The organism is Luteimonas sp. AC640a (assembly GCF_979256585.1).
The window spans coordinates 213601-239094 of sequence record NZ_CEEDOV010000007.1 but is presented as its reverse complement, the minus strand read 5'-3'; the positions used below and the strand labels follow the sequence as shown (position 1 = coordinate 239094).

Annotated in this window: 25 protein-coding genes; 9 read left to right on the top strand and 16 right to left on the bottom strand. The window is 68.4% G+C overall.

Annotated features, from left to right (window positions below; genetic code table 11):
* The first annotated feature begins 204 nt into the window (after nucleotides 1-204).
* From sbcB to ACZ9YD_RS05260, 3 genes are all read left to right on the top strand, one after another.
* Nucleotides 205-1677, top strand: a complete 1473-nt coding sequence (gene sbcB / locus ACZ9YD_RS05270) for an exodeoxyribonuclease I (RefSeq protein WP_465074075.1) — start codon at nucleotides 205-207, stop codon at nucleotides 1675-1677.
* Entirely contained in the window at nucleotides 1674-2360 is a 687-nt protein-coding gene (locus ACZ9YD_RS05265; protein ID WP_465074074.1) for a DUF2461 domain-containing protein, read from the top strand. The genes sbcB and ACZ9YD_RS05265 overlap by 4 nt, the downstream gene beginning before the upstream one ends.
* Nucleotides 2361-2454: 94 nt before the next feature.
* On the top strand, nucleotides 2455-2988 hold the full coding sequence (locus ACZ9YD_RS05260; protein ID WP_465074073.1) for a DUF2939 domain-containing protein: 534 nt from the start codon (nucleotides 2455-2457) through the stop codon (nucleotides 2986-2988).
* Between the two features lie 300 nt (nucleotides 2989-3288).
* On the opposite strand, the gene ACZ9YD_RS05255 is transcribed toward ACZ9YD_RS05260, so the two are convergent.
* Nucleotides 3289-3981 (bottom strand): phosphatase PAP2 family protein, encoded by a 693-nt coding sequence (locus ACZ9YD_RS05255; RefSeq protein WP_465074072.1) that lies wholly within the window; start codon nucleotides 3979-3981, stop codon nucleotides 3289-3291.
* Nucleotides 3971-5230 (bottom strand): flavodoxin-dependent (E)-4-hydroxy-3-methylbut-2-enyl-diphosphate synthase, encoded by a 1260-nt coding sequence (gene ispG, locus ACZ9YD_RS05250; RefSeq protein ID WP_465074686.1) that lies wholly within the window; start codon nucleotides 5228-5230, stop codon nucleotides 3971-3973. Before ispG ends, ACZ9YD_RS05255 begins: the two co-directional genes overlap by 11 nt.
* Nucleotides 5231-5405: 175 nt before the next feature.
* Here ispG and ACZ9YD_RS05245 point away from each other — a divergent pair, with 175 nt between their 5' ends.
* Both ACZ9YD_RS05245 and ACZ9YD_RS05240 read left to right on the top strand, forming a co-directional pair.
* Nucleotides 5406-6647, top strand: a complete 1242-nt coding sequence (locus ACZ9YD_RS05245; RefSeq protein WP_465074071.1) for an ATP-binding protein — start codon at nucleotides 5406-5408, stop codon at nucleotides 6645-6647.
* Nucleotides 6644-7219 carry a response regulator transcription factor gene (locus ACZ9YD_RS05240; RefSeq protein ID WP_465074070.1) on the top strand — a complete coding sequence of 192 codons (576 nt, stop codon included), beginning with the start codon at nucleotides 6644-6646 and terminating at the stop codon, nucleotides 7217-7219. The genes ACZ9YD_RS05245 and ACZ9YD_RS05240 overlap by 4 nt, the downstream gene beginning before the upstream one ends.
* 32 nt (nucleotides 7220-7251) lie before the next feature.
* Here ACZ9YD_RS05240 and ACZ9YD_RS05235 read toward each other — a convergent pair whose 3' ends face one another.
* Nucleotides 7252-7791, bottom strand: a complete 540-nt coding sequence (locus ACZ9YD_RS05235; protein WP_465074069.1) for a copper chaperone PCu(A)C — start codon at nucleotides 7789-7791, stop codon at nucleotides 7252-7254.
* Between the two features lie 486 nt (nucleotides 7792-8277).
* Between ACZ9YD_RS05235 and xseA the strand changes: the two genes are divergently transcribed.
* The 3 genes from xseA to ACZ9YD_RS05220 all read left to right on the top strand — a co-directional run bounded on the left by xseA (nucleotide 8278) and on the right by ACZ9YD_RS05220 (nucleotide 12936).
* Nucleotides 8278-9621 carry an exodeoxyribonuclease VII large subunit gene (xseA, locus tag ACZ9YD_RS05230; RefSeq protein WP_465074068.1) on the top strand — a complete coding sequence of 448 codons (1344 nt, stop codon included), beginning with the start codon at nucleotides 8278-8280 and terminating at the stop codon, nucleotides 9619-9621.
* Nucleotides 9622-9777: 156 nt separating this feature from the next.
* Nucleotides 9778-11427 (top strand): acetolactate synthase large subunit, encoded by a 1650-nt coding sequence (locus tag ACZ9YD_RS05225; protein WP_465074067.1) that lies wholly within the window; start codon nucleotides 9778-9780, stop codon nucleotides 11425-11427.
* 42 nt (nucleotides 11428-11469) lie between these two features.
* Nucleotides 11470-12936 carry an aldehyde dehydrogenase family protein gene (locus ACZ9YD_RS05220; protein ID WP_465074066.1) on the top strand — a complete coding sequence of 489 codons (1467 nt, stop codon included), beginning with the start codon at nucleotides 11470-11472 and terminating at the stop codon, nucleotides 12934-12936.
* Nucleotides 12937-12957: 21 nt separating this feature from the next.
* Here the strand turns inward: ACZ9YD_RS05220 and ACZ9YD_RS05215 are convergent, their stop codons facing one another.
* The 13 genes from ACZ9YD_RS05215 to ACZ9YD_RS05155 all read right to left on the bottom strand — a co-directional run bounded on the left by ACZ9YD_RS05215 (nucleotide 12958) and on the right by ACZ9YD_RS05155 (nucleotide 24130).
* Nucleotides 12958-14892: a tetratricopeptide repeat-containing diguanylate cyclase gene (locus ACZ9YD_RS05215; RefSeq protein ID WP_465074065.1), complete on the bottom strand. Its 1935-nt coding sequence runs from the start codon at nucleotides 14890-14892 to the stop codon at nucleotides 12958-12960.
* On the bottom strand, nucleotides 14834-15085 hold the full coding sequence (locus ACZ9YD_RS05210; RefSeq protein WP_465074064.1) for a hypothetical protein: 252 nt from the start codon (nucleotides 15083-15085) through the stop codon (nucleotides 14834-14836). The genes ACZ9YD_RS05215 and ACZ9YD_RS05210 overlap by 59 nt, the downstream gene beginning before the upstream one ends.
* A 20-nt stretch (nucleotides 15086-15105) precedes the next feature.
* Nucleotides 15106-15906: an SAM-dependent methyltransferase gene (locus ACZ9YD_RS05205; protein WP_465074063.1), complete on the bottom strand. Its 801-nt coding sequence runs from the start codon at nucleotides 15904-15906 to the stop codon at nucleotides 15106-15108.
* Between the two features lie 29 nt (nucleotides 15907-15935).
* The gene (locus ACZ9YD_RS05200; RefSeq protein ID WP_465074062.1) at nucleotides 15936-16499 is read right to left on the bottom strand and encodes a GNAT family N-acetyltransferase; all 564 of its coding nucleotides are present in this window, start codon (nucleotides 16497-16499) and stop codon (nucleotides 15936-15938) included.
* A 158-nt stretch (nucleotides 16500-16657) separates the two neighbouring features.
* The gene (gene hisIE / locus ACZ9YD_RS05195) at nucleotides 16658-17287 is read right to left on the bottom strand and encodes a bifunctional phosphoribosyl-AMP cyclohydrolase/phosphoribosyl-ATP diphosphatase HisIE (protein WP_465074061.1); all 630 of its coding nucleotides are present in this window, start codon (nucleotides 17285-17287) and stop codon (nucleotides 16658-16660) included.
* A complete protein-coding gene (gene hisF / locus ACZ9YD_RS05190; RefSeq protein WP_465074060.1) occupies nucleotides 17284-18057 on the bottom strand; it encodes an imidazole glycerol phosphate synthase subunit HisF in 774 nt (257 codons plus the stop codon). Before hisF ends, hisIE begins: the two co-directional genes overlap by 4 nt.
* Nucleotides 18051-18785 (bottom strand): 1-(5-phosphoribosyl)-5-[(5-phosphoribosylamino)methylideneamino]imidazole-4-carboxamide isomerase, encoded by a 735-nt coding sequence (gene hisA / locus ACZ9YD_RS05185; protein ID WP_465074059.1) that lies wholly within the window; start codon nucleotides 18783-18785, stop codon nucleotides 18051-18053. Before hisA ends, hisF begins: the two co-directional genes overlap by 7 nt.
* A gap of 3 nt (nucleotides 18786-18788) precedes the next feature.
* Nucleotides 18789-19388, bottom strand: coding sequence for an imidazole glycerol phosphate synthase subunit HisH (gene hisH, locus ACZ9YD_RS05180; protein ID WP_465074058.1), 600 nt, complete (start codon nucleotides 19386-19388; stop codon nucleotides 18789-18791).
* On the bottom strand, nucleotides 19388-20473 hold the full coding sequence (gene hisB, locus ACZ9YD_RS05175) for a bifunctional histidinol-phosphatase/imidazoleglycerol-phosphate dehydratase HisB (RefSeq protein WP_465074057.1): 1086 nt from the start codon (nucleotides 20471-20473) through the stop codon (nucleotides 19388-19390). Before hisB ends, hisH begins: the two co-directional genes overlap by 1 nt.
* Complete coding sequence (gene hisC, locus ACZ9YD_RS05170) at nucleotides 20470-21552, bottom strand: histidinol-phosphate transaminase (protein WP_465074056.1); 1083 nt, start codon at nucleotides 21550-21552, stop codon at nucleotides 20470-20472. Before hisC ends, hisB begins: the two co-directional genes overlap by 4 nt.
* Nucleotides 21549-22886: a histidinol dehydrogenase gene (gene hisD, locus ACZ9YD_RS05165; protein WP_465074055.1), complete on the bottom strand. Its 1338-nt coding sequence runs from the start codon at nucleotides 22884-22886 to the stop codon at nucleotides 21549-21551. The genes hisC and hisD overlap by 4 nt, the downstream gene beginning before the upstream one ends.
* A complete protein-coding gene (hisG, locus tag ACZ9YD_RS05160) occupies nucleotides 22883-23797 on the bottom strand; it encodes an ATP phosphoribosyltransferase (RefSeq protein ID WP_465074054.1) in 915 nt (304 codons plus the stop codon). Before hisG ends, hisD begins: the two co-directional genes overlap by 4 nt.
* A 9-nt stretch (nucleotides 23798-23806) precedes the next feature.
* Nucleotides 23807-24130 (bottom strand): YerC/YecD family TrpR-related protein, encoded by a 324-nt coding sequence (locus tag ACZ9YD_RS05155; RefSeq protein ID WP_465074053.1) that lies wholly within the window; start codon nucleotides 24128-24130, stop codon nucleotides 23807-23809.
* Nucleotides 24131-24261: 131 nt separating this feature from the next.
* On the opposite strand from ACZ9YD_RS05155, the gene ACZ9YD_RS05150 reads away from it, so the two are divergent.
* On the top strand, nucleotides 24262-25494 hold the full coding sequence (locus ACZ9YD_RS05150; RefSeq protein WP_465074052.1) for a hypothetical protein: 1233 nt from the start codon (nucleotides 24262-24264) through the stop codon (nucleotides 25492-25494).

The following is a 25494-nucleotide window of genomic DNA, read 5'->3' as shown; positions in this document are numbered from 1 at the left end:
TCCTCTATGAGTGCGCCTCGACAGTGGCGCCGCGCCCGACCGGAATGATGCCGTCGCAGCGGCTTGCCGCAACGACGCGCCGACGGCACCGCTTATGAACGACAGTTTTCTTTTCTACGATCGCGCCTCGACAAGGCGGCCGTCCCCGGTCCGAATGATGCCGTCGCAACGGCTTGCCGCAACGACGCGCCGACGGCACCGCTTATGAATGACAGTTTTCTTTTCTACGATCTCGAAACATTCGGCTCAGATCCACGCCGCACGCGCATCGCCCAGTTCGCCGCGATCCGCACCGATGCCGAGCTCAACGAGATCGACGCGCCGATCGACTTCTTCGTTCGGCCTGCAGACGATCTGCTGCCCTCGCCCATCGCGACGCTCATCACCGGCATCACCCCGCAGCACGCACTGACCGCAGGCATGCCCGAGGCCGACGCGTTCGCGCGGATCCAGGAAGAAATGGCGCGACCGAAGACCTGCACGCTGGGCTACAACTCGCTGCGCTTCGACGACGAGTTCGTGCGCTTCGGCCTGTACCGCAATTTCCACGACCCCTACGAGCGCGAATGGCGCAGCGGCAATTCGCGCTGGGATCTGCTCGACGTGATGCGGCTGTGGCATGCGCTACGTCCCGAGGGACTGGTCTGGCCGACGCGCGAGGACGGCGCGACTTCGTTCAAGCTCGAACATCTGGCGACGGCGAATGACGTGCGTACAGGCGACGCACACGAGGCGCTGTCGGACGTGCGCGCGTTGATCGGCCTGGCGCGATTGTTCCGCAACGCGCAGCCACGCCTGTGGGACTACGCGGCGAAGCTGCGCGACAAGCGCCACGCGGCGTCGATGCTCGACACCATCGCGATGACGCCTGTGCTGCATGTCTCGCAGCGCTATCCGGCTGCGCGGCTGTGCGCAGCGCCGGTGTTGCCGATCGCGCGCCACCCGCGCATCGACAGTCGCGTGGTGGTGTTCGACCTCGACGGCGATCCGGACTGGCTGCTCGACCTCGATGCCGACGCTATCGCCGCGCGCGTTTTCGTCCGCCGCGAGGATCTGCCCGAAGGCGTCGCGCGCATTCCGCTCAAGGAAGTGCACAGCAACCGCTGCCCGGCGCTGGTCGCCTGGAGCCATCTGCGCGACGCGGATTTCGAGCGGCTGTCGATCGATCCGGCCGACATCGAGCGACGCGCCGCCAGGCTGCGCGCCGCAGGCCCGGCGCTGGCCGAGAAGATCCGCCAGGTGTTCGCCGTCGAGCGCGAATTCGGGCCGTCCGATCCCGATGGCGCGCTCTACGACGGCTTCGCTGGTGACGGCGACAAGCGACGCATGGCCCAGGTCCGCGCGACGCCGCCGACGCTGCTGGGCGCACGCGACTTCGGATTCGAGGATCCGCGTCTCGAGGCCCTGCTGCTGCGCTACCGCGCACGCAACTGGCCCGACACGCTCAACCCCGAAGAACAGCTGCATTGGGATGACTTCCGGCGCACGCGACTGAGCCCCGACACAACGCAGGCAGAACAGGATTTCGCGACCTACTTCACGCAGATCGATGCGCTGCGCGCCGAGAATCCCCACGACGTACGGCGCCTGACGCTGCTCGACGCCCTCACCGACTGGGGCCAGCGCCTGCAGACGTACCTACATCCGTCCTCCACGCTGCCCACGACTTCCGCATGACCACGTACTTCAGCGACAAGAGCTTCAAGTTCCTGCGCGCACTCGCACGCCACAACGAGAAGCCGTGGTTCGAGGACCACCGCAAGGACTACGAAGCGCACGTGCGTCAGCCGTTCCTGCGCCTGATCGGCGATCTGCAGCCGGACGTCGCTGCGGTCAGCCCACACTTTCGCGCCGACACGCGCACCGTGGGTGGCTCGCTGTTCCGGATCCATCGCGATGCGCGCTTTTCCCACGACAAGTCGCCCTACAAGACCTGGCAGGGCGCGCGGCTGTTCCACGAACGCCGCCGCGAGACCGCAGCGCCGTCGTTCTACGTGCACCTGCAGCCGGGCAGCAGTTTCGTGGGCGCCGGCCTGTGGCACCCCGAATCCGATACCCAGCGCAAGGTCCGGCAGTTCATCGTCGACAATCCGGAGAGCTGGAAGGCCGCCGCGCATGCAAAGAAGCTGCGCAAGGCGTTCGAGTTCGAAACCAGCGAGATGCTGGTCCGCCCGCCACGCGGCTTCGATCCGCAGTTCGAATTCATCGACGATCTCAAGCACCGCAACTGGGTGTTCTGGCGCACGCTCGACGACGACGCGATGACCGGCCCGAAATTGCGGCAGACGATCGCCGCCGATCTGATCACGCTGGCGCCGTTCGTCGACTATCTGTGCGCATCGCTGGATCTGGAGTTCTGATCCTGTGCGCTGCGGTGGCGCTGTCGCGTCGTCGTTCAGCACGCACTGCGCCGTCGTCTCCGACAATCGCTGCGTCCCCCTCGATGCGATTCCGATGAAGCGACTCGGCTGGCTCACTCTCGCGGTTCTCGTCCTGCTGCTCGGCTATGTGGCCGCCGGCCCGTATCTGACCGTCAACGCGATCCGCGAGGCCGTGCGCACCGAGGATTCGCGGGCGCTGTCGAAGCAGGTCGATTTCCCCGCGCTGCGTGAAAGCCTGCGGCTGCAACTCGCCGACGCGATCGTGCGCGAGGCGGGTCCCGAGCTGCAGTCGAACCTGCTCGGCGCGATCGGCCTGCGACTGGCCGGCAGCGCGGCCGGCACCGGCGTCGACATGATGGTGACGCCGGTCGGTCTGAGCGCACTGATGCGTGGCCAACGGCTGTGGAGCCTCGCCGGCGGCGCATCGCCGACGCAGGTCCGGCCAGACGCCAAGCGCGAACCGCCGCTCGAGGATGCGCACTATCGCTACAACTCGACCTCGCGTTTCACCGCCACAGTGCGCGACGACCGCGGTCGCCCGATCGAATTCGTGCTGACGCGCAAGGGTCTGACCTGGAAGCTGTCGGACATCCGGTTACCCATCTAAAGGTCCCTCTCCCGCGCGGGGCGACGATGTGCTGCTTGCGAGCCACTGGCTCGCGCACAGCGGAGCGCCTTGCGTGCTGCGCATGGCCGGGGGGCGGCAGCCGGGGGGGGACCGATTGCGAAGCAATTGGTGGGGTGAGGGCAGCGCGGACCCGAACGAAGCAACGCTTAAAACGTCGGCGTTACTGCAGCGCCCCGCATCCCAAGATGATGGGGTTCACTCCGCTCCACCCACCCCTGGATCGCAGCCGGGCGATCTCGCCGCGCCCCATCGCGCGCAAGCGCGCTCCTACAAGAAACGTTACGAGCGGCGCCCGAACCGCGGCCGGTGATAAATCACCAGATACACCCCTACGACCCACGCTGATGCCGCCGCCCAGCCGGCCAGGATGTCGGAGGGGTAATGCACGCCCAGATACACACGTGACAGGCCGACCATCGGCACGAACACGGCCATCGCGGCGATCACCCACCAGCGCGCGCGGGTCGGCCAGGCCAGCAGGACCAGCACCGCGGCCAGCGTCATCGAACCCATCGCGTGGCCACTGGGAAAACTGTAGGTCGCCTCGGGCGCGATCGAGTCCCACAGGCTGGGCCGGTCGCGCGCGAACAACTGTTTGGTCGCCAGGTTCAGCAGCGCCGAGCCGCCAACCGCGACCGCGACGAACACGCTGTCGCGCCAGCGCTTGAAGGCCAGCAGCACCACGACCAGACCGATATCGACCGGCACCACGCCCTTGGCGTAGCCGATCTCCGAGAAAAACAGGAACACGCGAGTGAAGCCGTCGCGCGCTGCCTCCTGCGCGAACAGCAGGATCGGCTCGTCGAACGGAATCGTCTCGGCCGCATGGACCTCGTCGGCGAGCTCCATGAAGGCCCACATCGGCAGCAGCACGCCGGCGAACAGCAGCAGGAACTTCCACCCGTGGCGACGCAGCAGGCCCCCGGTCTCGCGCGAGCACTCGGCGACGGCGTTGCCGCCGTCAGACGGCATCGACGCCGCGACCGTAGTTGCGGTGCACGTAATCGTCGATCAACGCGACGAACTCGTGCGCGATGTGTTCGCCGCGCAGGGTCAACGCCTTCTCGCCGTCGATGAACACCGGCGCCGATGGCGCTTCCCCGGTCCCCGGCAGCGAGATGCCGATATTGGCGTGGCGTGATTCGCCCGGTCCGTTGACCACGCAGCCCATCACCGCGAGCGTCATGTTCTCCGCGCCCGGATGGGTGACCTTCCACTCCGGCATCTTGTCGCGCACATGGTCCTGGACCACGCCGGCCAGTTCCTGGAAGAACTCCGACGTGGTGCGGCCGCAGCCGGGGCAGGCGGTGACCATCGGCGTGAACGCGCGCAGGCCCATCGTCTGCAGCAGTTCCTGCGCCACGACGACTTCCTTGGTCCGCGACGCGCCGGGCTCGGGCGTCAGCGAGATACGGATCGTGTCGCCGATGCCTTCCTGCATCAGGATCGCCAGCGCGGCGCTGGACGCGACCATGCCCTTGCTGCCGATGCCGGCTTCGGTGAGACCCAGGTGCAGCGCAAAGTCGCTGCGCGCGGCCAGATCGCGGTAGACGGCGACCAGTTCCTGCACGCCGCTGACCTTGGCGCTGAGCACGATGCGATCACGGCCGAGACCGAATTCCACGGCGCGCTCCGCCGAGTCGATCGCCGAGCGGATCAAGGCCTCGCGCAGCACGCGCCCCGCATCCCAGGGCACTGCACGCTGGGCGTTCTCGTCCATCAGCGCGGCGGCGAGCGACTGGTCCAGCGAGCCCCAGTTGGCGCCGATGCGCACCGGCTTGTCATGGCGCATCGCGAATTCGATCAGCTGACCGAACTGCAGATCCTTCTTCTTGCCGAAGCCGACGTTGCCGGGGTTGATCCGGTATTTCGCCAGCGCCTCGGCACAGGCCGGCTCGCCCGCGAGCAACTGGTGTCCGTTGTAGTGGAAGTCGCCGATGATCGGCACTTCGATGCCCTGCATCGCCAGGCGCTCGACGATCCGCGGCACCGCGGCGGCGGATTCGGGATTGTTGACGGTGATGCGCACAAGTTCCGAACCCGCGCGCCACAACTCGCCGATCTGCTTGGCGGTCGAGGCGATATCGGCGGTGTCGGTATTGGTCATCGATTGCACGACGACCGGCGCATCTCCGCCGACGGCGATCCCGCCGACGTGGACCTGGCGCGTGCCGCGACGCGCGGCGGCGCCGAAGGCCGGCAAGGCAACGGGGTCGGACAGGCAGGCGGACGGCGCGGAGGCGCTGGCAGAAACGGGCTGGGCGGACATGTACGCATTTTAGCGGTTCGCGCCGGTCTTTTCGGTGACGCCCGGCCTAACCGCCCATGCGCCCGCTTGCTGGTGCGACCGAACGCCGCAGGGCGGCCCGTTGCGCCCTGCACTACGATGGCGGGCGATGCAGCCCAAGCACCCCGCCACCGCCCTGCTCCGCACCCTTTACAGCCTGCGCTGGTTCGCGGTCGGCGGGCAGTCGTTGACGATCCTGTGGGCGACGCACGGTTTCGACATGGATCTGCCGCGCTGGCCGCTGTGGGGGCCGGTTCTGCTGCTGGCCGCATTCAACGTGCTGGTGCATCTGCGTCTGGCGCACAGCCGTGACGCGGCGCCGGCCGAAGCCTTTGCCCACGTCCTGGTCGACACCGCGGGCCTGGCATGGCTGGTGGCCTGGACGGGCGGCATCGCCAACCCCTTCGCGTCGCTGTTCCTGTTGCCGATCGCGCTGACCGCGATGGCCCTTCCGCGGGCCTGGGCGATCGCCGCCGCGCTGGCCTGCGTGACGGGCTACATCCTGGCGGTGCAGTTCGGCCAGCCGCTGCCGCACCTGCACGACCACTTCAGCCTGCACCTGGCCGGCATGGCGGTGAACTTCTTCCTGTCGGTGGCGCTGGTGTCCTACTTCCTGCTGCGGCTGGCCGCCGCGCGCGACCGCCGCGAGCGCGAACTGGCGGCCCTGCGCGAGCGGTTCGTGCGCAACGAAGGCATCCTCGCGCTGGCCACGCACGCGGCCTCGGTCGCGCACGAACTCAATACGCCCCTGGGCACGATGACCCTGCTGCTCGACGATCTCGACACCAGCCGCATGGGCGTCGACGGCGCGGAGGACGTGGCCACGTTGCGCCGGCTCGTCGACACCTGCCGCGACCGCGTGCGCTCGCTGGCCGACCCCGCGGACCCCACCGCCACCACGCGGGTGGACATCGGTCGCGTGCTCGAGCACTGGCAGCTGGTGCGTCCGGCGATCGTGCTCGAACGCAGCGGCAACGTGGACATGCACGCGCGCGTGGACCGCACCATCGGCCACCTGCTGCTGGCCCTGCTCAACAATGCCGCCGATGCCAGCGAAGGCAACGGCAGCGCCCGCGTCGACCTGCGGCTGCAGATCGAGGACGGCATGCTCGATGGCGCGATCCGCGACTACGGCACCGGGTTCGACGCGCAGGCGCCGTTCCTGCCGGTGCTGTTCCGCAGCGGCAAGCCCGACGGCCTCGGCGTGGGCCTGGCGCTGTCGCATGCGGCCATCGAACAACTGGGCGGCGAACTGGACATGGAGGAAGCCGACGGCGGCGGCGCGCGCGTGCATTTCCGCGTGCCGATCGGCGACGGCCATGGCCACCACGAACCGGAGACGATGCGATGAAGGGCCTGCTGGTCGACGACGACACCCTGTACCTGGAAGCGTTGCGGCGCGCGTTGACACGACGCGGCATCGAGTGCGAGATCGCCGCCGATCCGGTCACCGCGCTCGAAGTCGCCTCGCGCATCGCGCCGGATTTCGCGCTGGTCGATCTCAAGCTCGGCGAGGCATCGGGGCTATCGCTGATCGAGCCGCTGCGCGCGATCCGCGCCGACATGCGCATCCTGCTGGTCACCGGCTACGCGAGCATCGCGACCGCGGTGGAGGCGATCAAGCGCGGCGCAGACGATTACCTGCCCAAGCCGGTCTCGGCCGATACGCTGCAGCGCATCCTGCTCGACACCGAGTCCGCGCCCGGTGCGCCGATGCCGGAACGCGACGAGGACGACACCCTCGAAAGCCCGACGATGATCCCGCTGCACCGGCTGGAGTGGGAACACATCCAGCAGGCGTTGACGGAAACCGGCGGCAACATCTCCGCGACCGCGCGGCTGCTGGGCATGCACCGCCGCTCGCTGCAGCGCAAACTCGCCAAGCGTCCCGGCCCGGAGCGCCGTCCGCCGACGGACGGCTGAAACGTCCGCGCACCGCGGACGCGCGACGACACTCAGTGCCCGCTGTGATCGGCCGCAGGCGCATCGCCGGCCAGCGGGCGCACTTCGAAGGTCACGGTCTGTTCCGGTGCATCGGCGAAGCGCAACGTGGCCTCGATCGACTGGCCTGCGCGCACCGGCTCGACCGGATCGATGAACATCAGATGGTTGCCGCCTGGCTTCAGCATCACTTCGCTGCCGGCTGGCAATTCCACGCCGTCGGCCAGCTCGCGCATCCGCATCATGCCGCCCTCGTGGGACATCTCGTGGATCTCGACGCTGGCCGCAGCCGGTGTCTCGACCGACAGCAGACGATCGGCCGCACCGCTGCGCAGCGTGAGGTAGCCACCGGCGACGGCGGCGTTCGGCGGCGTCTCGCGGATCCACGCCTCGCTGACGACGATGCCGGCGCTGGCGTCCGCGGCGTTCGCGGCCGGCGTCTGCGACGTCGATGACGACGCCTCCGGCGCGGCCGGCTGGCAACCGGCAAGCGCCAGTATCAGACCGGCAGCGATGGGACCGATAGCGAGGGAAAACGGACGGCGTGCGGACATCGCGGTGCTCCTGGGGTCGACGGATGGGCGCCGGAATCGCGCCCGATGGCAGGCAGTATCGCAGCGCGCGATATCGGGGCATCGCGCGACGCAAGCGACCGCCATGCTGGCTGCGTGGATGCGACGCTGCCAATGCGACCGGGTGTCGCAGTGGGTCGCGCTGCTCAACCCACGTCACATCGCTTCATCAATAGGTGCCGTCATCCCGGCGACGGCCGGGATCCAGCGACTTCCTGGACAGGGCACGGGCGTCGAACAACTGTGCACTCATGCGTCTACCGCATTGCTGCCGATCGCTGGAGGATTACAAGGCGCTGGATCCCGGCCTGACCAGACGTGCGTCTGTTGAGAGCCGCCGGGATGACGATGCAGAGAGCACCACGCCCACGCCCACGCACCGCGCACCACGCACCACGCACCACGCACGATCCGGCATCCAGTCAGGCGCGCCAGCTCGCATTTACACCCGACCGGTATCCTTTCCCCATGCACGACAGCCCCCCGTCCGACGTCCTCACCCCCACCCAGCTCAATACGCTGGCGCGCGGTCTGCTGGAGGACACGTTTCCGAACGTCGTCGTCGAAGGCGAACTCGGCAATCTGTCGCGGCCGGCATCGGGGCATCTGTATTTCACGCTCAAGGATTCGCGCGCGCAGGTGCGCTGCGCGCTGTTCCGATCGCGCAGCCAGGGCCTGCGATTCGTGCCGCGCGAAGGCCTGCTGGTTCGCGCGCGCGGTCGTGTGACGCTGTACGAGGCACGCGGCGACTACCAGCTGATCCTCGATTCGCTGGAAGAAGCCGGCGAAGGCGCGCTGCGACGCGCGTTCGATGTGCTGAAGGCCCGGCTACAGGCCGAAGGCCTGTTCGATGCGGAGCGCAAACGCGCCCTGCCCGCGTTTCCGCGGCGGATCGGCGTCATCACCTCGCCATCGGGCGCGGCGGTGCGTGACGTGCTGAGCGTGCTCGCGCGGCGCCTGCCGCTGGTCGAGGTCGACATCCTGCCGGTGCCGGTCCAGGGCACCGACGCGCCGCCGAAGATCCGCGCGATGCTCGAACGCGCCGGTGCCAGCGGCCGCTACGACGTGATCCTGCTGGCGCGTGGCGGCGGTTCTCTGGAAGACCTGTGGGCGTTCAACGACGAGGCGCTTGCGCGCGCCGTCGCCGCATCCCCAGTTCCTGTGGTGTCGGCGATCGGCCATGAGACCGACTTCAGCCTGACCGACTTCGCCGCCGACCTGCGCGCGCCCACACCATCGGTGGCTGCGGAACTGCTGGTGCCGGACCGCAACGAACTCGCGACGCGCGTCCGTCGCCTGCAGCGTCATGTCGACGACACGCATCTGCGCGCGATGCAGCAGCGGTTCCAGCGTCTCGATCGCGCCGCCTTGCGCCTGCAGGCCCAGCGTCCGCAGGCCCGTCTGGATGCGCTGCGCCTGCGCCAGGACGAAGCCCTTCGACGTCTGTCGATGGCGATGCGTCAGCAACTGCAGCAACGCGGCGCGCGTCTGCGCCATGCGGAAGCCGTGCTGCGCGCGGGCACGCCGAAGCGCCGCCTGCAGCAACTGCGCGAACGTCTGGCCGCGCTCGGCCCGCGTCCACGCGCCGCACTCGCCCGCCATCTCGAACGCGATCAACTGCGTCTGCGCGGGCTCGCCCGTTCGCTGGAGGCGGTGAGCCCATTGGCCACGATCGCCCGCGGCTACAGCATCCTGCAGCGCGAAGACGGCGGCGTCGTCCGCAGCGTCTCCGATGCCGCGCCGGGCGAGCCACTGCAGGCGCGACTCGTGGATGGCAGCTTGCGCGTGCGGGTGGAATCGTCGGAGTCCTGATCCCGGCGCTGTTCTGACCGGGCATCAGATGCCCGGTATTGCCGTGGCGACCCAGCTGTCCGTGCCGAGCAAACGCAGCGTTCCGCGGCATCTCGCCCGCCGCTCACGCCGCCGCTGTCATGCTGGGCGTCCACGTCACGACGGAGTTCCCGCACGATGACCAAGGCGTCCGATCTGTTCGTCCAGGCGCTCGAAGCCGAGGGCGTGACCCACGTCTTCGGCATTCCCGGTGAGGAAAACCTCGACCTGCTGGAATCTTTGCGCGCGTCCGACATCGCGCTTGTCCTCACCCGTCACGAACAGGCCGCCGGCTTCATGGCCGCGACCTACGGGCGCCTGACCGGTCAGGCCGGCGTGTGCCTGTCGACGCTCGGCCCCGGTGCGACCAATCTAGTGACGCCGGCCGCCTATGCACAGCTCGGTGCGATGCCGATGCTGATGATCACCGGGCAGAAACCGATCCGCACCAGCAAGCAGGGCCATTTCCAGATCGTCGATGTCGTCGACATGATGCGGCCGTTGACCAAATCGACGCACCAACTGGTGTCCGCCGATGCGATCCCGGCGCGCGTGCGCGATGCATTCCAGCGCGCGGAAGAAGAACGTCCCGGCGCGACCCATCTCGAACTGCCGCAGGACATCGCCGGCGACGATACCGATGCGCGTCTGCTGCCCGCGCCCTACACGCGCCGTCCCCTGGCCGAGCACAAGGCCATCGCGCATGCGGCCGAGGCGATCCGCAATGCCAAGCATCCGCTGCTGATGCTCGGCGCGGGCGCCAACCGCAAGACCACGGCGAGGATGCTGCGCGCCTTCGTCGACCGGCTCGGTATTCCGTTCTTCAGCACGCAGATGGGCAAGGGCGTGCTCGACGAGACGCATCCGCTGTGGCTCGGCACTGCCGCGCTGTCGGACAAGGATTTCGTGCATCGCGCGATCGACGCGGCCGACTGCATCGTCAACATCGGTCACGACGTCATCGAGAAGCCGCCGTTCTTCATGCGCGGCGGCCGGCGCACGGTGATCCATGTGAACTACGAAAGCGCCGTCGTCGACCAGGTCTATTTCCCGCAGATCGAAGTCGTCGGCGACATCGCGAATACGGTGTGGCAGCTGGCCGAAGCGCTGGATGCGCCGCAGCCGCACTGGGACTTCGCCTTCTTCGACCGCGTGCGCACCGCGCTGTGCGAGAACATCGCCGAACTCGCGGGCGACGACCGCTTCCCCGTGCACGGCCCGCACCTCGTCAAGACCGTGCGCGATGCACTCGACCCGCACGACATCGTCTGCCTCGACAATGGTCTCTACAAATTGTGGTTCGCGCGCAACGACCGCTGCCGTGAACCCAACACTCTGCTGCTCGACAACGCACTGGCCACGATGGGCGCAGGCCTGCCGTCGGCGATCGCGGCCAGGCTCGTACACGAAGACCGCAAGATCGTCGCGGTCTGTGGCGACGGCGGCTTCATGATGAATTCGCAGGAACTTGAAACGGCGGTCCGGCTGAAGCTCGATCTGGTGGTCATCGTGCTGCGCGACGATGCCTACGGCATGATCAAGTGGAAGCAGCAGCACGAGAATTACCCGGTTTACGGCATGGATTACGGCAATCCCGATTTCGTGCGCTACGCCGAAAGCTACGGCGCACGCGGCCATCGTCCGGACAGCGCCGCCGCGTTCGCGGACATCCTGCACACCGCACTGGACACGCCCGGCGTCGACCTGATCGATCTCGCCATCGACTACGGCGACGACGATGCCCTGCTCAACACCGATATTCCCGAGCGCAGCGCCGCGATCGACTGATCCGCGCCGCGCCTTCCCTTCCGTCCGATTCCGGAGCGCCCCATGGCCACGAAGAAGACCGCCCGCAAGACCGCCGGGCTCGCACGCAGCTATCCCTACTACCTCGCCAATGCCGCGGTCGCCGCGAACACCGATCTCGAGGTGCGCGACAAGTACAGCGGCAAGGTCGCCACGCGCGTCGCGATGGGCGACGCCACGGCGATCCGCAAGGCGATCGTCGCGGCGCACAAGGCGCGCGGACCGATGGCCGATTTTCCGCCGGACAAGCGTCGCGACGTGCTCGAACACTGCGTGCGCCGCTTCGAGGAACGCTTCGACGAGCTCGCGCTCGCGCTGTGCATCGAGGCCGGCAAGCCGATCAAGGATGCGCGCGGTGAAGTCACACGCCTGATCGACACCTTCCGCATCGCGGCCGGCGAAGCCACCCGCAGCGAAGGCGAGTGCATCGAGCTGCAGATCTCGGAACGCACGCGTGGCTATCGCGGCATGGTCAAGCGCGTGCCGATCGGTGTGTGCAGCTTCATCACGCCGTTCAACTTCCCCTTGAACCTGGTCGCGCACAAGGTCGCACCGGCGATCGCGGCGGGTTGTCCGTTCGTGCTCAAGCCGGCGGCGAAGACGCCGGTCGGCGCGCTGATCATCGGCGAGATTCTGGCCGAGACCGACCTGCCCAAGGGCGCGTTCTCGGTGATCCCGTGCAGCAACGAGGACGCGGCGGCGCTGACCGAGGACGAGCGCATCGCGCTGCTGAGCTTCACCGGCGGCCTGATCGGCTGGGACCTCAAGGCGCGCGCAGGCAAGAAGAAGGTGGTGCTAGAGCTGGGCGGCAATGCGGCGTGCATCGTCGACGAGGATCCCGGCCTGCCGCTGGACAAGGTGGTCGAGCGGCTGGTGTTCGGCGCGTATTACCAGTCCGGCCAGAGCTGCATCGGCGTGCAGCGGATCTACGCGCATCGCACGGTGCACGAGGTGCTGCGTCGCAAACTCAAAAAGGCGATCGGGGCGCTGCGTAGTGGCGACCCGCGCGACGAGACCACGTTCGTCGGGCCGGTCATCGACAGCGACGCCGCCGATCGCATCGAGTCGTGGATCGACGCCGCGCGCAAGGGTGGCGCCAAGGTCATCGCCGGCGGCAAGCGCGAAGGCAACATCATTCCCGCAACGCTGCTGGAAAAGGTGCCGCGCGATGCAGACCTGGAGCGCAAGGAAGTCTTCGGCCCGGTCGCGTTGCTGGAACCGGTCGACAGTTTCGACGAGGCGATCGCGCGGGTGAACGACAGCGACTTCGGCCTGCAGGCCGGCGTGTTCACCGGCAACCTCGCCCACGCGATGCGCGCCTGGGACCGCATCGAAGCCGGCGGTGTGGTCCTCGGAGACGTGCCGAGCTTCCGCGTCGACAACATGCCCTACGGCGGCATCAAGGATTCGGGCTGCGGCCGCGAAGGCGTGAAGTACGCGATCCGCGACATGACCGAGGAACGCCTGCTGGTGATCCGAGACCCGGCCTGAGGCCGGCGATCCGTCGCGCGATCAGGCGATCGCGCGATGGGTCCGATCAACGGAAGGCAGTGCCGGAGATTCCATACCCGCCTCACGCATCGCGCCGCGCAACAGCTCGAGCGGCGACGCGTCGACAACATCGGATTCCATGGTCACATCGAACACCCGCACTTGGCGACGGCCTCCACGCTTGGCCGCATACATCGCCTGGTCGGCCTCGCGAATCATGTTGGCCAGGCTGTAGCCAGCACTGCCGACCTCGGCCACCCCAAAGCTCGCGGTGATGCGGAATCCATAACCGATCTGGGCCGTATCGATCGCCTCGAAGCGTGCCTGCACGTCACCCGACAGCCGGACCGCGGCCGAAGCGTCGAGCCCAGGCAGGAACAGCGCGAACTCCTCACCGCCCAGTCGTCCGAATGCATCGACGCTCCGGCACAGCGGACGCACCGCTTCAGCGACCTGCTGCAGCGCCCAGTCGCCGGCTGCATGGCCGAAGCGGTCGTTGACCTGCTTGAAATGATCGAGATCGAACATCACCAGCACCGCCTGCTCCGAATCCCGCGCGCAGCCGGCAATCGCCACGGCTGCGCGCTCGGAAAAGTGCTGCCGGTTGCAGATGCCGGTCAGCGCATCGGTCTCGGTCATGCGCTTGAGGCGCACCTGCAGCCGTTTGGTCTTGTAGGCCCAGTAAGCGACCGACGCCATCCCCACGACGAGCACCAACGCCAGCCATAACCAAGTTTCAGCACGCTGCTCGGTGACGCGCTTCTGCAGTTCCAGCAGCTGGTTCTTCTGATGCAGCAGCTCGATCTGCTGCGCCTGCTGCAAGGACTGGTGGCGCACCACCTGATAAGCCATCTCGCGCGACTTCACGTCATTGAAATGCGCGCGATCTGCCTCCGTATACAGCCGGTACGCGGCAAGCGCAGCCGCAGGATCCTGCTCCGCCATCGCCAGCTCGTACTGGACCCGATGCGCGGTAACGCGGGCTTCGGTGGACGTCGCGTCGTGGCTGTTCGCGAGCGCTGCCTCGGCATGCGCGTGCGCAGCAGCAGTCTGGCCAGCCTGCTCCGTCAGGGAAGCAAGGGCGGCGCGCGTCTGCGCAATCAGAAATGGATAACCGGTCTGCTCGACCTCCGCGAGTCCGCCACTGAGCAGCGTCAGCGCCTCGTTCCATCGACTACGGGCCTGCCATTGGCGGGCAATATGCAGGCGGATAAAGCCCGAGAAGATCGGTTCACCCTGCGCCTCGCAGCGCGAAAGCGCAGCCTGACCCGTCGCATCGGTGAAACTCTGTTCGAGTCCATTGATTGCCTCGAGCACCACACCGCCCGCGGCGCAGGCATTGCGGCCACCTGGCGCGTCACGCAGCACCCGCTCCGCGTACTGTCTGGCCAGGCGGAACTCACCCACCTGGTTGTAGACAATGGCCGCCACCATGAGACCTCGATGCCGAAGTTCCGCGTCCTCGACCTGGTCCGCCAGGGGCAGCATCGTCTCCATCATGCGCAGCGCGTCCTCGAACCGACGCTGCACCGCATAGATGTTCGCGAGCATCGACGACGTTTCGAAGCGGGTAACGGGATCAGCGCTCGAGGCCAGCAGCGTCATCAGCTCGTCGGTGGCGATCACCGACTGCCCGCTTGTCATGAGTCGATGCGCGCGCAGGATCTGCACCTGGGCCCGCTGCGCGTCGGTGGCGACGTCGAGACTCCGTGACATCTCGTGCAGCAGCGCATCGACACGCTGCGGGTCGGACGTCCGCAACGCGCTCGCTTGCGCAATCAGTGCATCGAGATCCTCGGCTGCGAGCACCGCCGGCGCCCAGGCAGATCCGAGCAGCAACAGGAACGTCAGCCAGCGCGCGCGCGATCCGGAAGATCGCGCGGCACCTGATAACGCCTCACGCAGCGCGCTCGTCCGCATCGTCACCGTCTCGGCCGCCCTGCCCATCACCGTCATCATCCTGATCCGGTTCGTCCTGCGCTGGCTCGCTTCGCCCGTCGTCCGGGGTCATGATCATGCAGGCAATGATCTTCGGCGCCTCGGCGCCACCAGCCAGACAGGCGCGCACCGCGTCGTCCAGATGGGCATCCACACGATCAAAGGCCGTGCCCGCGCCCGCCGATTCCAGCAACGCCACAACGTCCAGCATGCAGTTCCCCTGAATTTCTTTCAGTCGTTCTTTTGCGGAACACTGGCTGGCGACGCCGGCGCATGTTCCGTCCCCGTTTCCCACTCCAACGCCCGTCCCGGCGGCACCACCAGCGTGGTGTGCTGGTGCAGCCGGGCGTCCACGAGTACCCCGAGCGGCAGCCGCTCCATCCGGGGCCGCAAGTTGGGAAGCGTAGCAGCTTCATAGAGCGTCACAACATGTTCAGGCAGGTAATCTCTCTTCAGTCGGGCGACGAGCGCGGCGCGTTCGTCCCGCGTGTTGTGGAAACGGCCCGTGTCGCGGATTCCGGCCACGCCCGCCTGCCAAAGCACCAGCCAGGCACTGGGGTCGATGGTTCGGCGATAGAACATGAACTGGCTGGCCTCGTAGTGCTGGCACCCGACCTCGCCCGGGTCGACCCCCAGATCCGCATACAGACAGTCCTCGGCAGAGATGCCCGGCTCCATGACCGCCGGGAAGCCTTCAGCCCGGGCGGCCGCGATGGCCTGGTGCGGCACCCGGGCGAACACCCCGGGATGGCCGTAGAACGCGCCACAGACGTCGCGGCCGGCGCGCACCTCGGCCAGCATCGCGTCGACCATGCCGGCGTAGGTGCGGTGGCGTGAACGGCCCTCGCGGTAGAACGGCTGCAGGCTGCGCGCATCGGCGTTCATGCGCATCACCCACTGCTCCACCAGTGGGTCGGAGACCGCGACGAAGACCACGTCCGCCGTTTCGATGTGCCGCCGTGCGCGCGGCCCCAGATGCGCGCCGAGCATCATGCCGACGCCCACGCAGGCCAGCCTCCCCTTGCGCTCCATTACGATTTTCCCCTGTGCGAGCGCGGAATCTAGTCGCCAGGCGGGTCGTCCACAAGCGCGCGCCACGTCCGGCGATCCAGACACCAGCGCTGCCAGCCGTCGGCGGGCGCCCCCGGCACGAAACCCAGACGCTGCATCAGACCCACGGCCGCCCTATGGCCCACGCGATGCCGGGTCCACAACGCCTCGAACGCGTCCGCGCCGAGCACGGCATCACGCAGATGACCGAGCGCCGCGGTCGCGACGCCCCGTGCCTGCGCAGCCGGAGGCAACAGCAGGCCGGTCTCGGCGGCGCGTCCATCGACATCGGGGACCAGCGACAGCAGACCCTGCGCGCCTGACGCCGTGTCGATGCGCCAGTACCGCGCGAAGGGCGGATTCGCCCGCATCTGCCGCTGCGCAGCCGCGAACGCGCGGTTCGCAGCGTGGCAATCGAGCACCGGCGCGACATGTCGCATCGTCTCCGGATCGCCGTACAGAGCCGCGAACAGGTCGACGTCCCCATCGCCCAGCAGCGTGGCGCGCGCGCGGGCGATCTCGAAATCGTCAGGCCAACCCTGCGGCGGGATGGCCAGTACGGTGTCGGCGCTCATGCTGCGGTGGCGTCCAGTGCAGACCATGCCCCTGCCCTCCCGCAACGCGAGACGTTCCGATCATGGGGCTTCAGAACGACGACGTCGTTCGGCCTGTGGGCGACGGAAGAGGTCATCGAGGGTCTGGATTCGCTCGATGCTGCACCCGTCTCCGCGCCTCAGCCGCCCCGCGCCGTCAGCACACGCTCGACATCGGCCAGCGACAGGCCACGCGCACGCAGCAGGACGATCAGGTGGTACAGCAGGTCGGCGCCCTCGCCCAGCAGGTCCTCGTCGGTCTGCACCAGTGCGGCGAGTGCGGTTTCGACGCCTTCCTCGCCGACCTTCTGCGCGATGCGGCGGATGCCCCCGTCGAACAGCCGGGTCGTGTAGCTGCCTTCGGGGCGCTCGCGCTCGCGGGTCTCGATCAGCGCGTCGAGTTCGGCGAGCACGCCAGCCGGCGCGGTCGGAAAACAGCTCGGCCGCTGCAGATGGCAGGTCGGCCCGCGCGGCGTCGCCAGCACCAGCAGCGTGTCGGCATCGCAGTCGGCCTCCATCGAGACAAGTTCGAGCGTATGCCCGGACTGCTCGCCCTTGGTCCACAGGCGATTCTTGCTGCGGCTGAAGAAGGTGACCTCGCCGCGGCGCAGGGTTTCGGCGAACGCGTCGCGGTTCATGTAGCCGAGCATCAGCACACGCAGGGTGGCGGCGTCCTGTACGACGGCGGGCAGCAGACCATCGCCCTTGGACCAGTCGAGCGTGTCGACGTCGGGGGCAATGGCGGGGGTATCGTCCTGCGGATGTGTCATTGGAGTCGCATGTCGATGGCCTGGTCGGCCAGTTCGCGCTTGAGCGCGGGGATGGCGATGCGGCCGCTGTGGAACACGCTGGCCGCGAGCGCGCCGTCGACATCGGCGTCGATGAAGGCAGCGGCGAAGTGTACGGATGCACCTGCCCCTCCGGATGCAATCAGCGGCACCGGACACACCGCGCGCGCGGCCTGCATCTGGGCGATGTCGTAGCCGGTGCGCACGCCGTCGTTGTCCATGCAGTTGAGGACGATCTCGCCCGCGCCCAGGCGCACGGCCTCGGCGATCCAGTCGAGCGTGCGGATCGGCAGTTCGCGGGTGCGGTCGGGATCACCGGTGTAGCTGCGCACGCGCCAGTCGCCGTCGGTCTCGCGGATCGAATCGATGCCGACGACCACGCACTGCACGCCGAAGGCTTCGGCGAGCTCGGAGATCAACGCGGGACGTTCCAGCGCAGGTGTATTGATCGAAATCTTGTCGGCGCCGGCATGCAGCACCGCGCGCGCCGTGTCGACGTCGCGGATGCCGCCGGCGACGCAGAACGGAATGTCGATTAGCCGCGACACCCGCTCCACCCAGCCCCGGTCGACCGAGCGGCCCTGCGGGCTGGCCGAGATGTCGTAGAACACCAGCTCGTCGGCGCCTTCGTCGCGGTAGCGCAATGCGAGATCGACGATGTCGCCCATGTCGACGTGGTCGCGGAAACGCACGCCCTTGACCACGCGGCCCTCGCGCACGTCGAGGCAGGGAATGATGCGGCGGCTCAGCATGCCAGCGCCTCGGCGACGCCCAGACGGCCTTCGAGCAGCGCACGGCCGAGCACGATGCCGCCGCAGCCCTGGGCCTTGGCCGCGCGCACGTCGGCGAGCTCGCGCACGCCGCCCGAGGCCTGCACTTCGAGCGTGGGCACCAGCGCCTTGAGGTGCGCATAGAGATCGAGATTGGGGCCCGACAGCATGCCGTCGCGGGCGATGTCGGTGCTCAGCAGATGGCGCAGGCCGCCCTGCGCATAGCGCACCGCGAGCACGTCAAGCGTGGCATCGGCGGTTTCGGTCCAGCCGTGGACCGGGAGATGCCACACGCCGTCGCGACCCTGCCGGGTGTCGAGCGCGACGGTGATGCGCTCGGCGCCGAAGGTCTCGATCCACTGCAGCACCTGCGCCGGCTCGCGTACCGCGAGCGAGCCGACCACGACACGTTCGGCGCCCGCATCGAGGATGCGGCGCACATCGTCTTCGGTGCGCACGCCCCCGCCGGTCTGCACGCGCAGACCGGTATCGGCGCGGATGCGCGCCAGCAGCGGCGCCAGCGTGTAGCCGCCTTCGCGTGCGGCATCGAGATCGACCAGATGCAGCCACTGCGCGCCGGCTTCCGCGTAGGCCTCGATCTGCACCAGCGGATCGTCGCCGTAGCGCGTTTCCTGCGCGTAATCGCCCTGTGCCAGACGCACGACGCGGCCGTGGCGGATGTCGATCGCGGGATAGACGGTGAATGCCATGACTCAAGCCTCGAACGCAGGGGACAGGAAATTGCGCAGCACGCGCGCGCCGACAGCGGCGGACCGCTCGGGATGGAACTGGGTGCCGGCAATGTGGCCGCGACGCACGGCGGCGGCGAATGCCTGGCCGTGATCGCCTGCCAGCACGCAATCTTGGGTGACAGGCGCCGCGAAACTGTGGACGAAATAGGCCTGCGCGCCGTCGACGCCTTCGATCAGCGCATCGGGCCGCAGCGCCCGCAACGTGCTCCAGCCCATGTGCGGCACGCGCAGACCCGGGCCACCGCGCAGGCGCGAGACGCGGCCCGGCAGCAGGCCGAGACCGGCCACATCGCCCTCCTCCGATGCGTCGAACAGCAGCTGCATGCCGACACAGATGCCGAGCAGCGGACGGTCCAGCGTGCGCAGCACGTCGACCAGATCGAGCTGCTGCAGCCGCGCCATGACCTGCGCCGCCGTGCCGACACCGGGCAGGATCACTCGGTCCGCGGCGCGGATACTCGTGGCATCGGTCACCAGCGCCGCATCGATGTCGAGCCGCTCGAACGCGTAGCGCACCGAACCTGTGTTCGCGCCGCCGGCGTCGACGATGACGACGCGCATCACAACGTCCCCTTCGTACTCGGCAGCGCATCGCCACTGCGGCGCACGGCCTGACCGAGGGCGCGGGCGAAGGCCTTGAAGCAGGCTTCGACCTTGTGGTGGTCGTTGTCGCCTTCGACCTTCAGGTTGAGATTCAGCGCCGCCGAGTCACAGATCGACCGGAAGAAGTGCTCGACGAGCTCGGTCGGCATGTCGCCGACGCGTTCGCGCACGAAGCTGCCGTTGAAGACGAGGTACGGCCGGCCGCCGAAATCGAGCGCGGCGCTTGCCAGCGTCTCGTCCATCGGCAGCGTGAAGCCGTAACGGGCGATGCCGCGTTTGTCGCCGAGCGCTTCGCGCAGCGCCTGACCCAGCGCGATGCCGGTGTCCTCGATGGTGTGGTGTTCGTCGATCTGCAGATCGCCTTCAGCCTGCACCACCAGCGAAATGCCGGCGTGCTTGCCGATCTGATCGAGCATGTGGTCGAAGAACGGCAGGCCGGTCGACACGCACGCATCGGCAGCGGCATCGAGATCGAGTTCGACGCGGATGCGGGTTTCCCTGGTGTTGCGGACAACGGCCGCGCGGCGCGGCGCATCGCACAGTTCATGTGCGATACCGGCCCAGTCCCATTCGCCGCCGAACTGCGCGGTGCGCAACTTGAAGCCGCGGATGCCGAGGTTCTGCGCGAACTGGATGTCGGTATCGCGGTCGCCGACCATCGCCGAGCGGTCAAGATCGATGCCGCGATCGCGCAGGTAGTGCATCACCAGGCCCAGCGCCGGCTTGCGGGTCGGCGCGTTGTCGGCCGGCCAGCTGCGATCGACCAGCACTTCGCGGAACACGATGCCCTGGCTTTCGAAAATGCCCAGCATCAGGTCGTTCGGGCCGTCGAACGTGGCCTGCGGATAGCCCTCGGTGCCGAGGCCATCCTGGTTGGTGACGATGACGAATTCGAAGCCGGCATCGCGCAGGCGCAGCATCGCCGGAATCACGCCGGGCACGAAGCGCAGTTTCTCGAAGGCGTCGATCTGGAAATCCGCCGGCTCCTCGATCAAGGTGCCATCGCGGTCGACGAACAGGATTTTCTTGCCGCGCGCACTCATGCCGCAATCTCCAAAGCTTGCAGGGCGGACAGCACGCGCGCGTTCTGCGCAGGCGTGCCGAGACTGATGCGCAGCGCGTCGCCGAGCTGCGGCGCGGCGCGCTGGTCGCGCACGACGATGCCGGCCGACAGCAGCGCAGCGAACGCGCGATCGGCATCGACGAAACGCACCAGCAGGTAGTTGCCGGCCGACGGATACACCTGGCGCACGCCCGGCGTGGTCGCGAGTGCTGCGGCGAGCGCATCGCGCTCGGTGATGGCCTCCGCGACACGCGCCTGCGTGACGTCCAGCGCCGCCGGCGACAACCCCGCCAGCGCGAGATCGGCGCACGGGGTGGGCACCGGATACGGCGCCTGGCAGCGGCGCAGCACTGCGATGAGGTCCGGATGGCCGATCGCCACACCGATACGCGCGGCCGCCAGCGCATGCGCCTTCGACAGCGTGCGCAGCACGACGATGTTGTCGTGCGCGGCGAGCACGGTTGTGGCCGAGTCCGCGCCGGCGAACTCGATGTAGGCCTCGTCGACGACGACGATCGCCCGGCCCACCAACGCATCGGCAAGACCGGTCACGTCGGACAGCGGCACCAGCCCGCCGGTCGGATTCGACGGCGAGCAGAGAAACACGAGTCGGGCCGAACGCGCGAGCGCCGCGGCGCGAACCGCTTCGACATCGACCGTGAATCCATCGGCGCCATCGACCAGCGGCACTTCGACGAAGTCGGCGCCCTGCAGACACGCGCTGACCGCGTACATGCCGAACACCGGCGGCGTCGCCAACACGGCGTCGCGCCCGGGCACGCACAGGGCACGCACCAACAGATCGATCGCCTCGTCGCTGCCCCGCCCGATCAGCAGCTGCCCGACATCGACGCCATATAGCTCGGCCAGCCGCGCCTGCAGTTCCGGCGGTTGGGGAGACGGATACCGCCGGCAGCGGCCGTCGGCATCGCCCGGATTCGACAGCGGCGCCTCGTTGGCGTTGAGCCAGACGTCGCCGTCGAGCCGCTGCGTACGCGCGGACGCATAGCCGGCGAAATCGCGCAGGTCTTCGCGGACCAGATCGCGCACGCTGCTCATGCTGTCGCCTTCGCGATACGCAGCACGACCGCGTTCGCATGTGCGTCCAGACCTTCGGCGCGCGCAATGGTCACTGCATCCGGGCCGATCGCACGGATGCCGGCAGCATTCGCCGACTGCACGCTGACCGTGTTCTGGAAGCTCGACACGCTCACCCCGCTCCAGGCGCGCGCCGCGCCGCCAGTGGGCAACACGTGATTGGTGCCGCTGCAGTAATCGCCGAGCGCCTCGGGCGTCCAGTCGCCGAGGAACACCGAACCGGCGACCTCGACCCTGTCCAGCCATTGACGCGGCGCACGCAGCGCGAGGATCAGGTGTTCGGGCGCGTAGCGGTTGCTGATGTCGAACGCCGTGTCGAGCGTCTCCACACGCAGCAGACGCGAACGCGCCATCGCCTGTCGCGCGATCGCCGCGCGCGGCAGTGCCGCCAGTTGCGTCGACAGTTCGGCGCGCACTTTCTCCAGCAGCGCATCGTCGTCGGACAGCAGCAAGACCTGCGAATCCGGCCCGTGCTCGGCCTGCGACAGCAGGTCGGCGGCGACGAAGGCGGCATCCGCACCGGCATCGGCGATCACCAGCACTTCCGACGGACCGGCCGGCATGTCGATCGCAACCGTGCCCGATTGCGCGACCTGCTGTTTGGCTTCGGTGACAAAGCTGTTGCCCGGCCCGAACAGCTTGTCGCAGGCCGGCACGCGCGCGGTGCCGAAGGCCATTGCAGCAATTGCCTGCGCGCCACCGAGCTTGAACACGCGGTGCACGCCGGTGAGTCGTGCGGCGACGAGCACCGCCGGATCGGCGCTGCCATCGGGGCGCGGCGGTGTGCACAGCACGACTTCGCGGCAGCCGGCGAGCCGCGACGGCACGCCCAGCATCAACGCCGTCGACGGCAGCGGCGCGGTACCGGCGGGTACGTACAGCCCCACGCGCGGAATCGGACGCACGATGCGCGCGCAGTTGACGCCATCGGCGGTGTCGACGTTGTAGCCGGCGGTCATGCCGGCCGCGTGGAAGCGCTCGATTCGCGCCGCGGCATTGACCATCGCCTGACGCAGTTCCGCGGGCACGGCCGCCTCGGCGGCGGCGAATTCCCCGGCGTCGACTTCGAAGTCCTCGAGCACGACACGATCGAAACGTTCGGTGAGTTCGCGCAAGGCCTCGTCGCCGCGCGCGCGCACGTCCTCGAGCACATCGGCGACTGCGCTGCGCGTCTGCGCGGCCACGGCTTGCGTGGGCCGGCGCAGCAGTTCGGTGCGCGCATCGGCATCGGCGGCGTCCCAGTCGACGATCGCGGGAATCGCGCTGTCGATGGCCGGCGGTCGGATCGTGCTCATGCCAGCATCCGCTCCACCGGCAGCACCATCAGACCGGCAGCGCCGGCCTGCTTCAGCGCTTCGAGGCGCGGCCAGGTCATCTCGCCGTGGCAGAGCACCTGCAGCGCGACCTTGTCGCTGCCGTCCACCTGCAGCAGCGTCGGCGCTTCGGCATCGGGTAGCAGCTTGAGCAGCGCATCCACGCCGTCGCGGCGCGACTGGAACATCACCAGCCGGCTGTCGCGCAGTCGCAGCACGCCGTCGAGACGGCGCAGCAGCAGTGACGCGAGTTCGCCGCGGACATCGGCGAACGGCGTGACCGGGCCGGCCAGCACCGCTTCGCTGGTCATCAGCGTGACCGCGGGCTTGAGCTGGTTCGCGGTCAACGTGGCACCGCTGGAGACCAGATCGCAGATGAAGTCGGCCTGGCCCAGACGCGGCGCGATCTCGACCGAACCCGAGAGATTGACGATCGTCGCCTGCACGCCCTGTGCGTCCAGCCACTGCTGCAGCAGACCCGGATAGCTGGTCGCGATGCGGCTGTCCTGCAGCTGCGCCGGACCGGCCCATTCGGTGGATTCGGGAATCGCGATATCGAGCCGGCAGCCACCGAAGCCCAGGCCGCGCACGGCCTTCGACACCTGCGGCAGGCCACGCAGCGCGCGATCGGCGCCGACCTCGTCGAGCACGTTGCGACCGACGATGCCGTAATCGCAGACGCCATCGGCGAGCAGGCCGGGAATGTCGTCGTCGCGGACCAGCAGCAGATCGACCGGCAGCGTTTCGCCGTAGCAGAACAGCTTGTCGCGGCTCTCGCGCCAGGACAGACCGCAGGACGCCAGCAGCGCGCGCGCCGGCTCGCTCAGGCGGCCGGACTTCTGGATGGCGATGCGCAGGCGATCGCGCGTGGCGCCGCCGTTCACAGGACTCATGGGATGACCTCAGTGGGATTCGGGTGTGCGCGCCACACGGCGCGCCGCGATCGCATAGCCGCCGGCGCCACGATCGAGAGTGCGCGCGACGCGGCCGACCGTCGTCACGCTGACGCCGGTGCGATCGTGGATTTCGCGATACGGCACGCCCTGCTGCAGCAGCGGCACCACGCGCCAGCGATCCACCAGCGCTTCCAGCTCCGCCGGCGTGCACAGATCGTCGAGAAACCGCGCGACCTCGTCGGCCGTCTTCAAGCCCGCGAACGCACGCGCCAGCGCCTTCAACGAGGCACTGGCTTCATGGTCCGGCAGGGGTTCAGGGCGTTGCTTCACGGGCTTTGATGGACGTATCAATGTAATAGCGTGCTAGTACATTACGCCGTTTCTCTTTCGAGTCAACCTCGAGATGGCCCCAATGGCACGTACGTGTTCGAATGCGTTCACCCACACCGCGAAGGATCGCGATGTCCCGAAGCCTCGTTGCCCTCTGCCTCGCACTCCTGGTGATGCCTGTTCTCGGCGCGGAGCGGCAGCCGGCCGCGCCGCCCTTCGTCACCAAGCAGACGCTGATGGACTGGCTCGCCCACCACCCGTCACCGCTGGATCAGGCGCCGCCGCACGCACGCACCTCGTTTCTGGACACGCTCGATTTCGGCCCCAAGGGCGTACGCAGCTTCCCCTATGCCGAACTCGCACCCGAACTGACCACCGCGGAGCTGGCCGAGGTGCAACGCCTGCTGCTCGACGAAGCGATGCCACTGCCCGGACTCGAACCCGACGAAGCGCGACGCCTGCGGGCGGCGCGCGCTTCAGGCGCGCTCGCAGCGCCGTCTGCGCCCGTGCTGGCCGCGTACCGCCGCTGGCGTGGGACGCTAGAACCCACCGAAACGGCCGGCGCGGCCATCGACCGTATGGCCGCGGAACAGACGCAGGCCGGCAGCGATGTGAGCGAAGACCTGCGCTTGTTGCACCGCGCAGCGCTGGAACGCGCGACCGAGTTCCGCGATGACGCCCGGATCGATGCCGCACGCGTCCTGCATGCGCGCCTCCATGCGCAGGCACTCGCGAGTCGGCGGGATCACCGCTCGCTGCAGCGTCTGCTGCTCGTCAGCGGTCGTATCGAAGAAGCCCGGATGTTCACTGCCAGCGTGCCCGAAGCGGGCTTGCCTGCGGTGCCGCGGTTCGATGCAGCACGGCTGCTTCCGCGAGACGCGGTCCGCGTCTGGCAGGTCGCAGATGAGGACGGTGCAGAGCTCACCCTGCGTCAGGATGCACTGGATCTCGACCTCCGCATCGTCGTCGTGTCGTCACCCGGCTGCGGCTTCAGTCGCGCGGCCGCCACCGCGATCCCGTCAGATCCGGAACTCGGCCCGGTCTTCGCGCAGCACGCGGTCTGGCTGATCGCGCCCGATGCGATCGCGGACGTGGCAGCGCTGCGCGCATGGAACCTGCGCAATCCTGACGCCGGCATCAGCATCGCCGTCAATGCCGCGCAATGGCCGGTCGCACTCGACACCACGCCGCAGTTCCTGGTCTTCCGGGACGGGCAGCTCGTGGAGCACCTCAGCGGTTGGCGACGCGATGGCAGCGATCGCCACGCCTTGCACGCGGCGCTCGCGCGGGCTGGATTGCTGCGTTCCAACCCGGACACCGCTGTTCCGGCGAACATCCGGAACACGACGCCCGGACACAGGTGA

Coding starts and splice junctions, on each gene's coding strand:
- sbcB (WP_465074075.1), top strand. CDS start 205: ATGAATGACAGTTTTCTTTTCTACGATCTCGAAACATTCGGCTCAGAT.
- ACZ9YD_RS05265 (WP_465074074.1), top strand. CDS start 1,674: ATGACCACGTACTTCAGCGACAAGAGCTTCAAGTTCCTGCGCGCACTC.
- ACZ9YD_RS05260 (WP_465074073.1), top strand. CDS start 2,455: ATGAAGCGACTCGGCTGGCTCACTCTCGCGGTTCTCGTCCTGCTGCTC.
- ACZ9YD_RS05255 (WP_465074072.1), bottom strand. CDS start 3,981: ATGCCGTCTGACGGCGGCAACGCCGTCGCCGAGTGCTCGCGCGAGACC.
- ACZ9YD_RS05245 (WP_465074071.1), top strand. CDS start 5,406: ATGCAGCCCAAGCACCCCGCCACCGCCCTGCTCCGCACCCTTTACAGC.
- ACZ9YD_RS05240 (WP_465074070.1), top strand. CDS start 6,644: ATGAAGGGCCTGCTGGTCGACGACGACACCCTGTACCTGGAAGCGTTG.
- ACZ9YD_RS05235 (WP_465074069.1), bottom strand. CDS start 7,791: ATGTCCGCACGCCGTCCGTTTTCCCTCGCTATCGGTCCCATCGCTGCC.
- xseA (WP_465074068.1), top strand. CDS start 8,278: ATGCACGACAGCCCCCCGTCCGACGTCCTCACCCCCACCCAGCTCAAT.
- ACZ9YD_RS05225 (WP_465074067.1), top strand. CDS start 9,778: ATGACCAAGGCGTCCGATCTGTTCGTCCAGGCGCTCGAAGCCGAGGGC.
- ACZ9YD_RS05220 (WP_465074066.1), top strand. CDS start 11,470: ATGGCCACGAAGAAGACCGCCCGCAAGACCGCCGGGCTCGCACGCAGC.
- ACZ9YD_RS05215 (WP_465074065.1), bottom strand. CDS start 14,892: ATGACGGTGATGGGCAGGGCGGCCGAGACGGTGACGATGCGGACGAGC.
- ACZ9YD_RS05210 (WP_465074064.1), bottom strand. CDS start 15,085: ATGCTGGACGTTGTGGCGTTGCTGGAATCGGCGGGCGCGGGCACGGCC.
- ACZ9YD_RS05205 (WP_465074063.1), bottom strand. CDS start 15,906: ATGGAGCGCAAGGGGAGGCTGGCCTGCGTGGGCGTCGGCATGATGCTC.
- ACZ9YD_RS05200 (WP_465074062.1), bottom strand. CDS start 16,499: ATGAGCGCCGACACCGTACTGGCCATCCCGCCGCAGGGTTGGCCTGAC.
- hisIE (WP_465074061.1), bottom strand. CDS start 17,287: ATGACACATCCGCAGGACGATACCCCCGCCATTGCCCCCGACGTCGAC.
- hisF (WP_465074060.1), bottom strand. CDS start 18,057: ATGCTGAGCCGCCGCATCATTCCCTGCCTCGACGTGCGCGAGGGCCGC.
- hisA (WP_465074059.1), bottom strand. CDS start 18,785: ATGGCATTCACCGTCTATCCCGCGATCGACATCCGCCACGGCCGCGTC.
- hisH (WP_465074058.1), bottom strand. CDS start 19,388: ATGCGCGTCGTCATCGTCGACGCCGGCGGCGCGAACACAGGTTCGGTG.
- hisB (WP_465074057.1), bottom strand. CDS start 20,473: ATGAGTGCGCGCGGCAAGAAAATCCTGTTCGTCGACCGCGATGGCACC.
- hisC (WP_465074056.1), bottom strand. CDS start 21,552: ATGAGCAGCGTGCGCGATCTGGTCCGCGAAGACCTGCGCGATTTCGCC.
- hisD (WP_465074055.1), bottom strand. CDS start 22,886: ATGAGCACGATCCGACCGCCGGCCATCGACAGCGCGATTCCCGCGATC.
- hisG (WP_465074054.1), bottom strand. CDS start 23,797: ATGAGTCCTGTGAACGGCGGCGCCACGCGCGATCGCCTGCGCATCGCC.
- ACZ9YD_RS05150 (WP_465074052.1), top strand. CDS start 24,262: ATGTCCCGAAGCCTCGTTGCCCTCTGCCTCGCACTCCTGGTGATGCCT.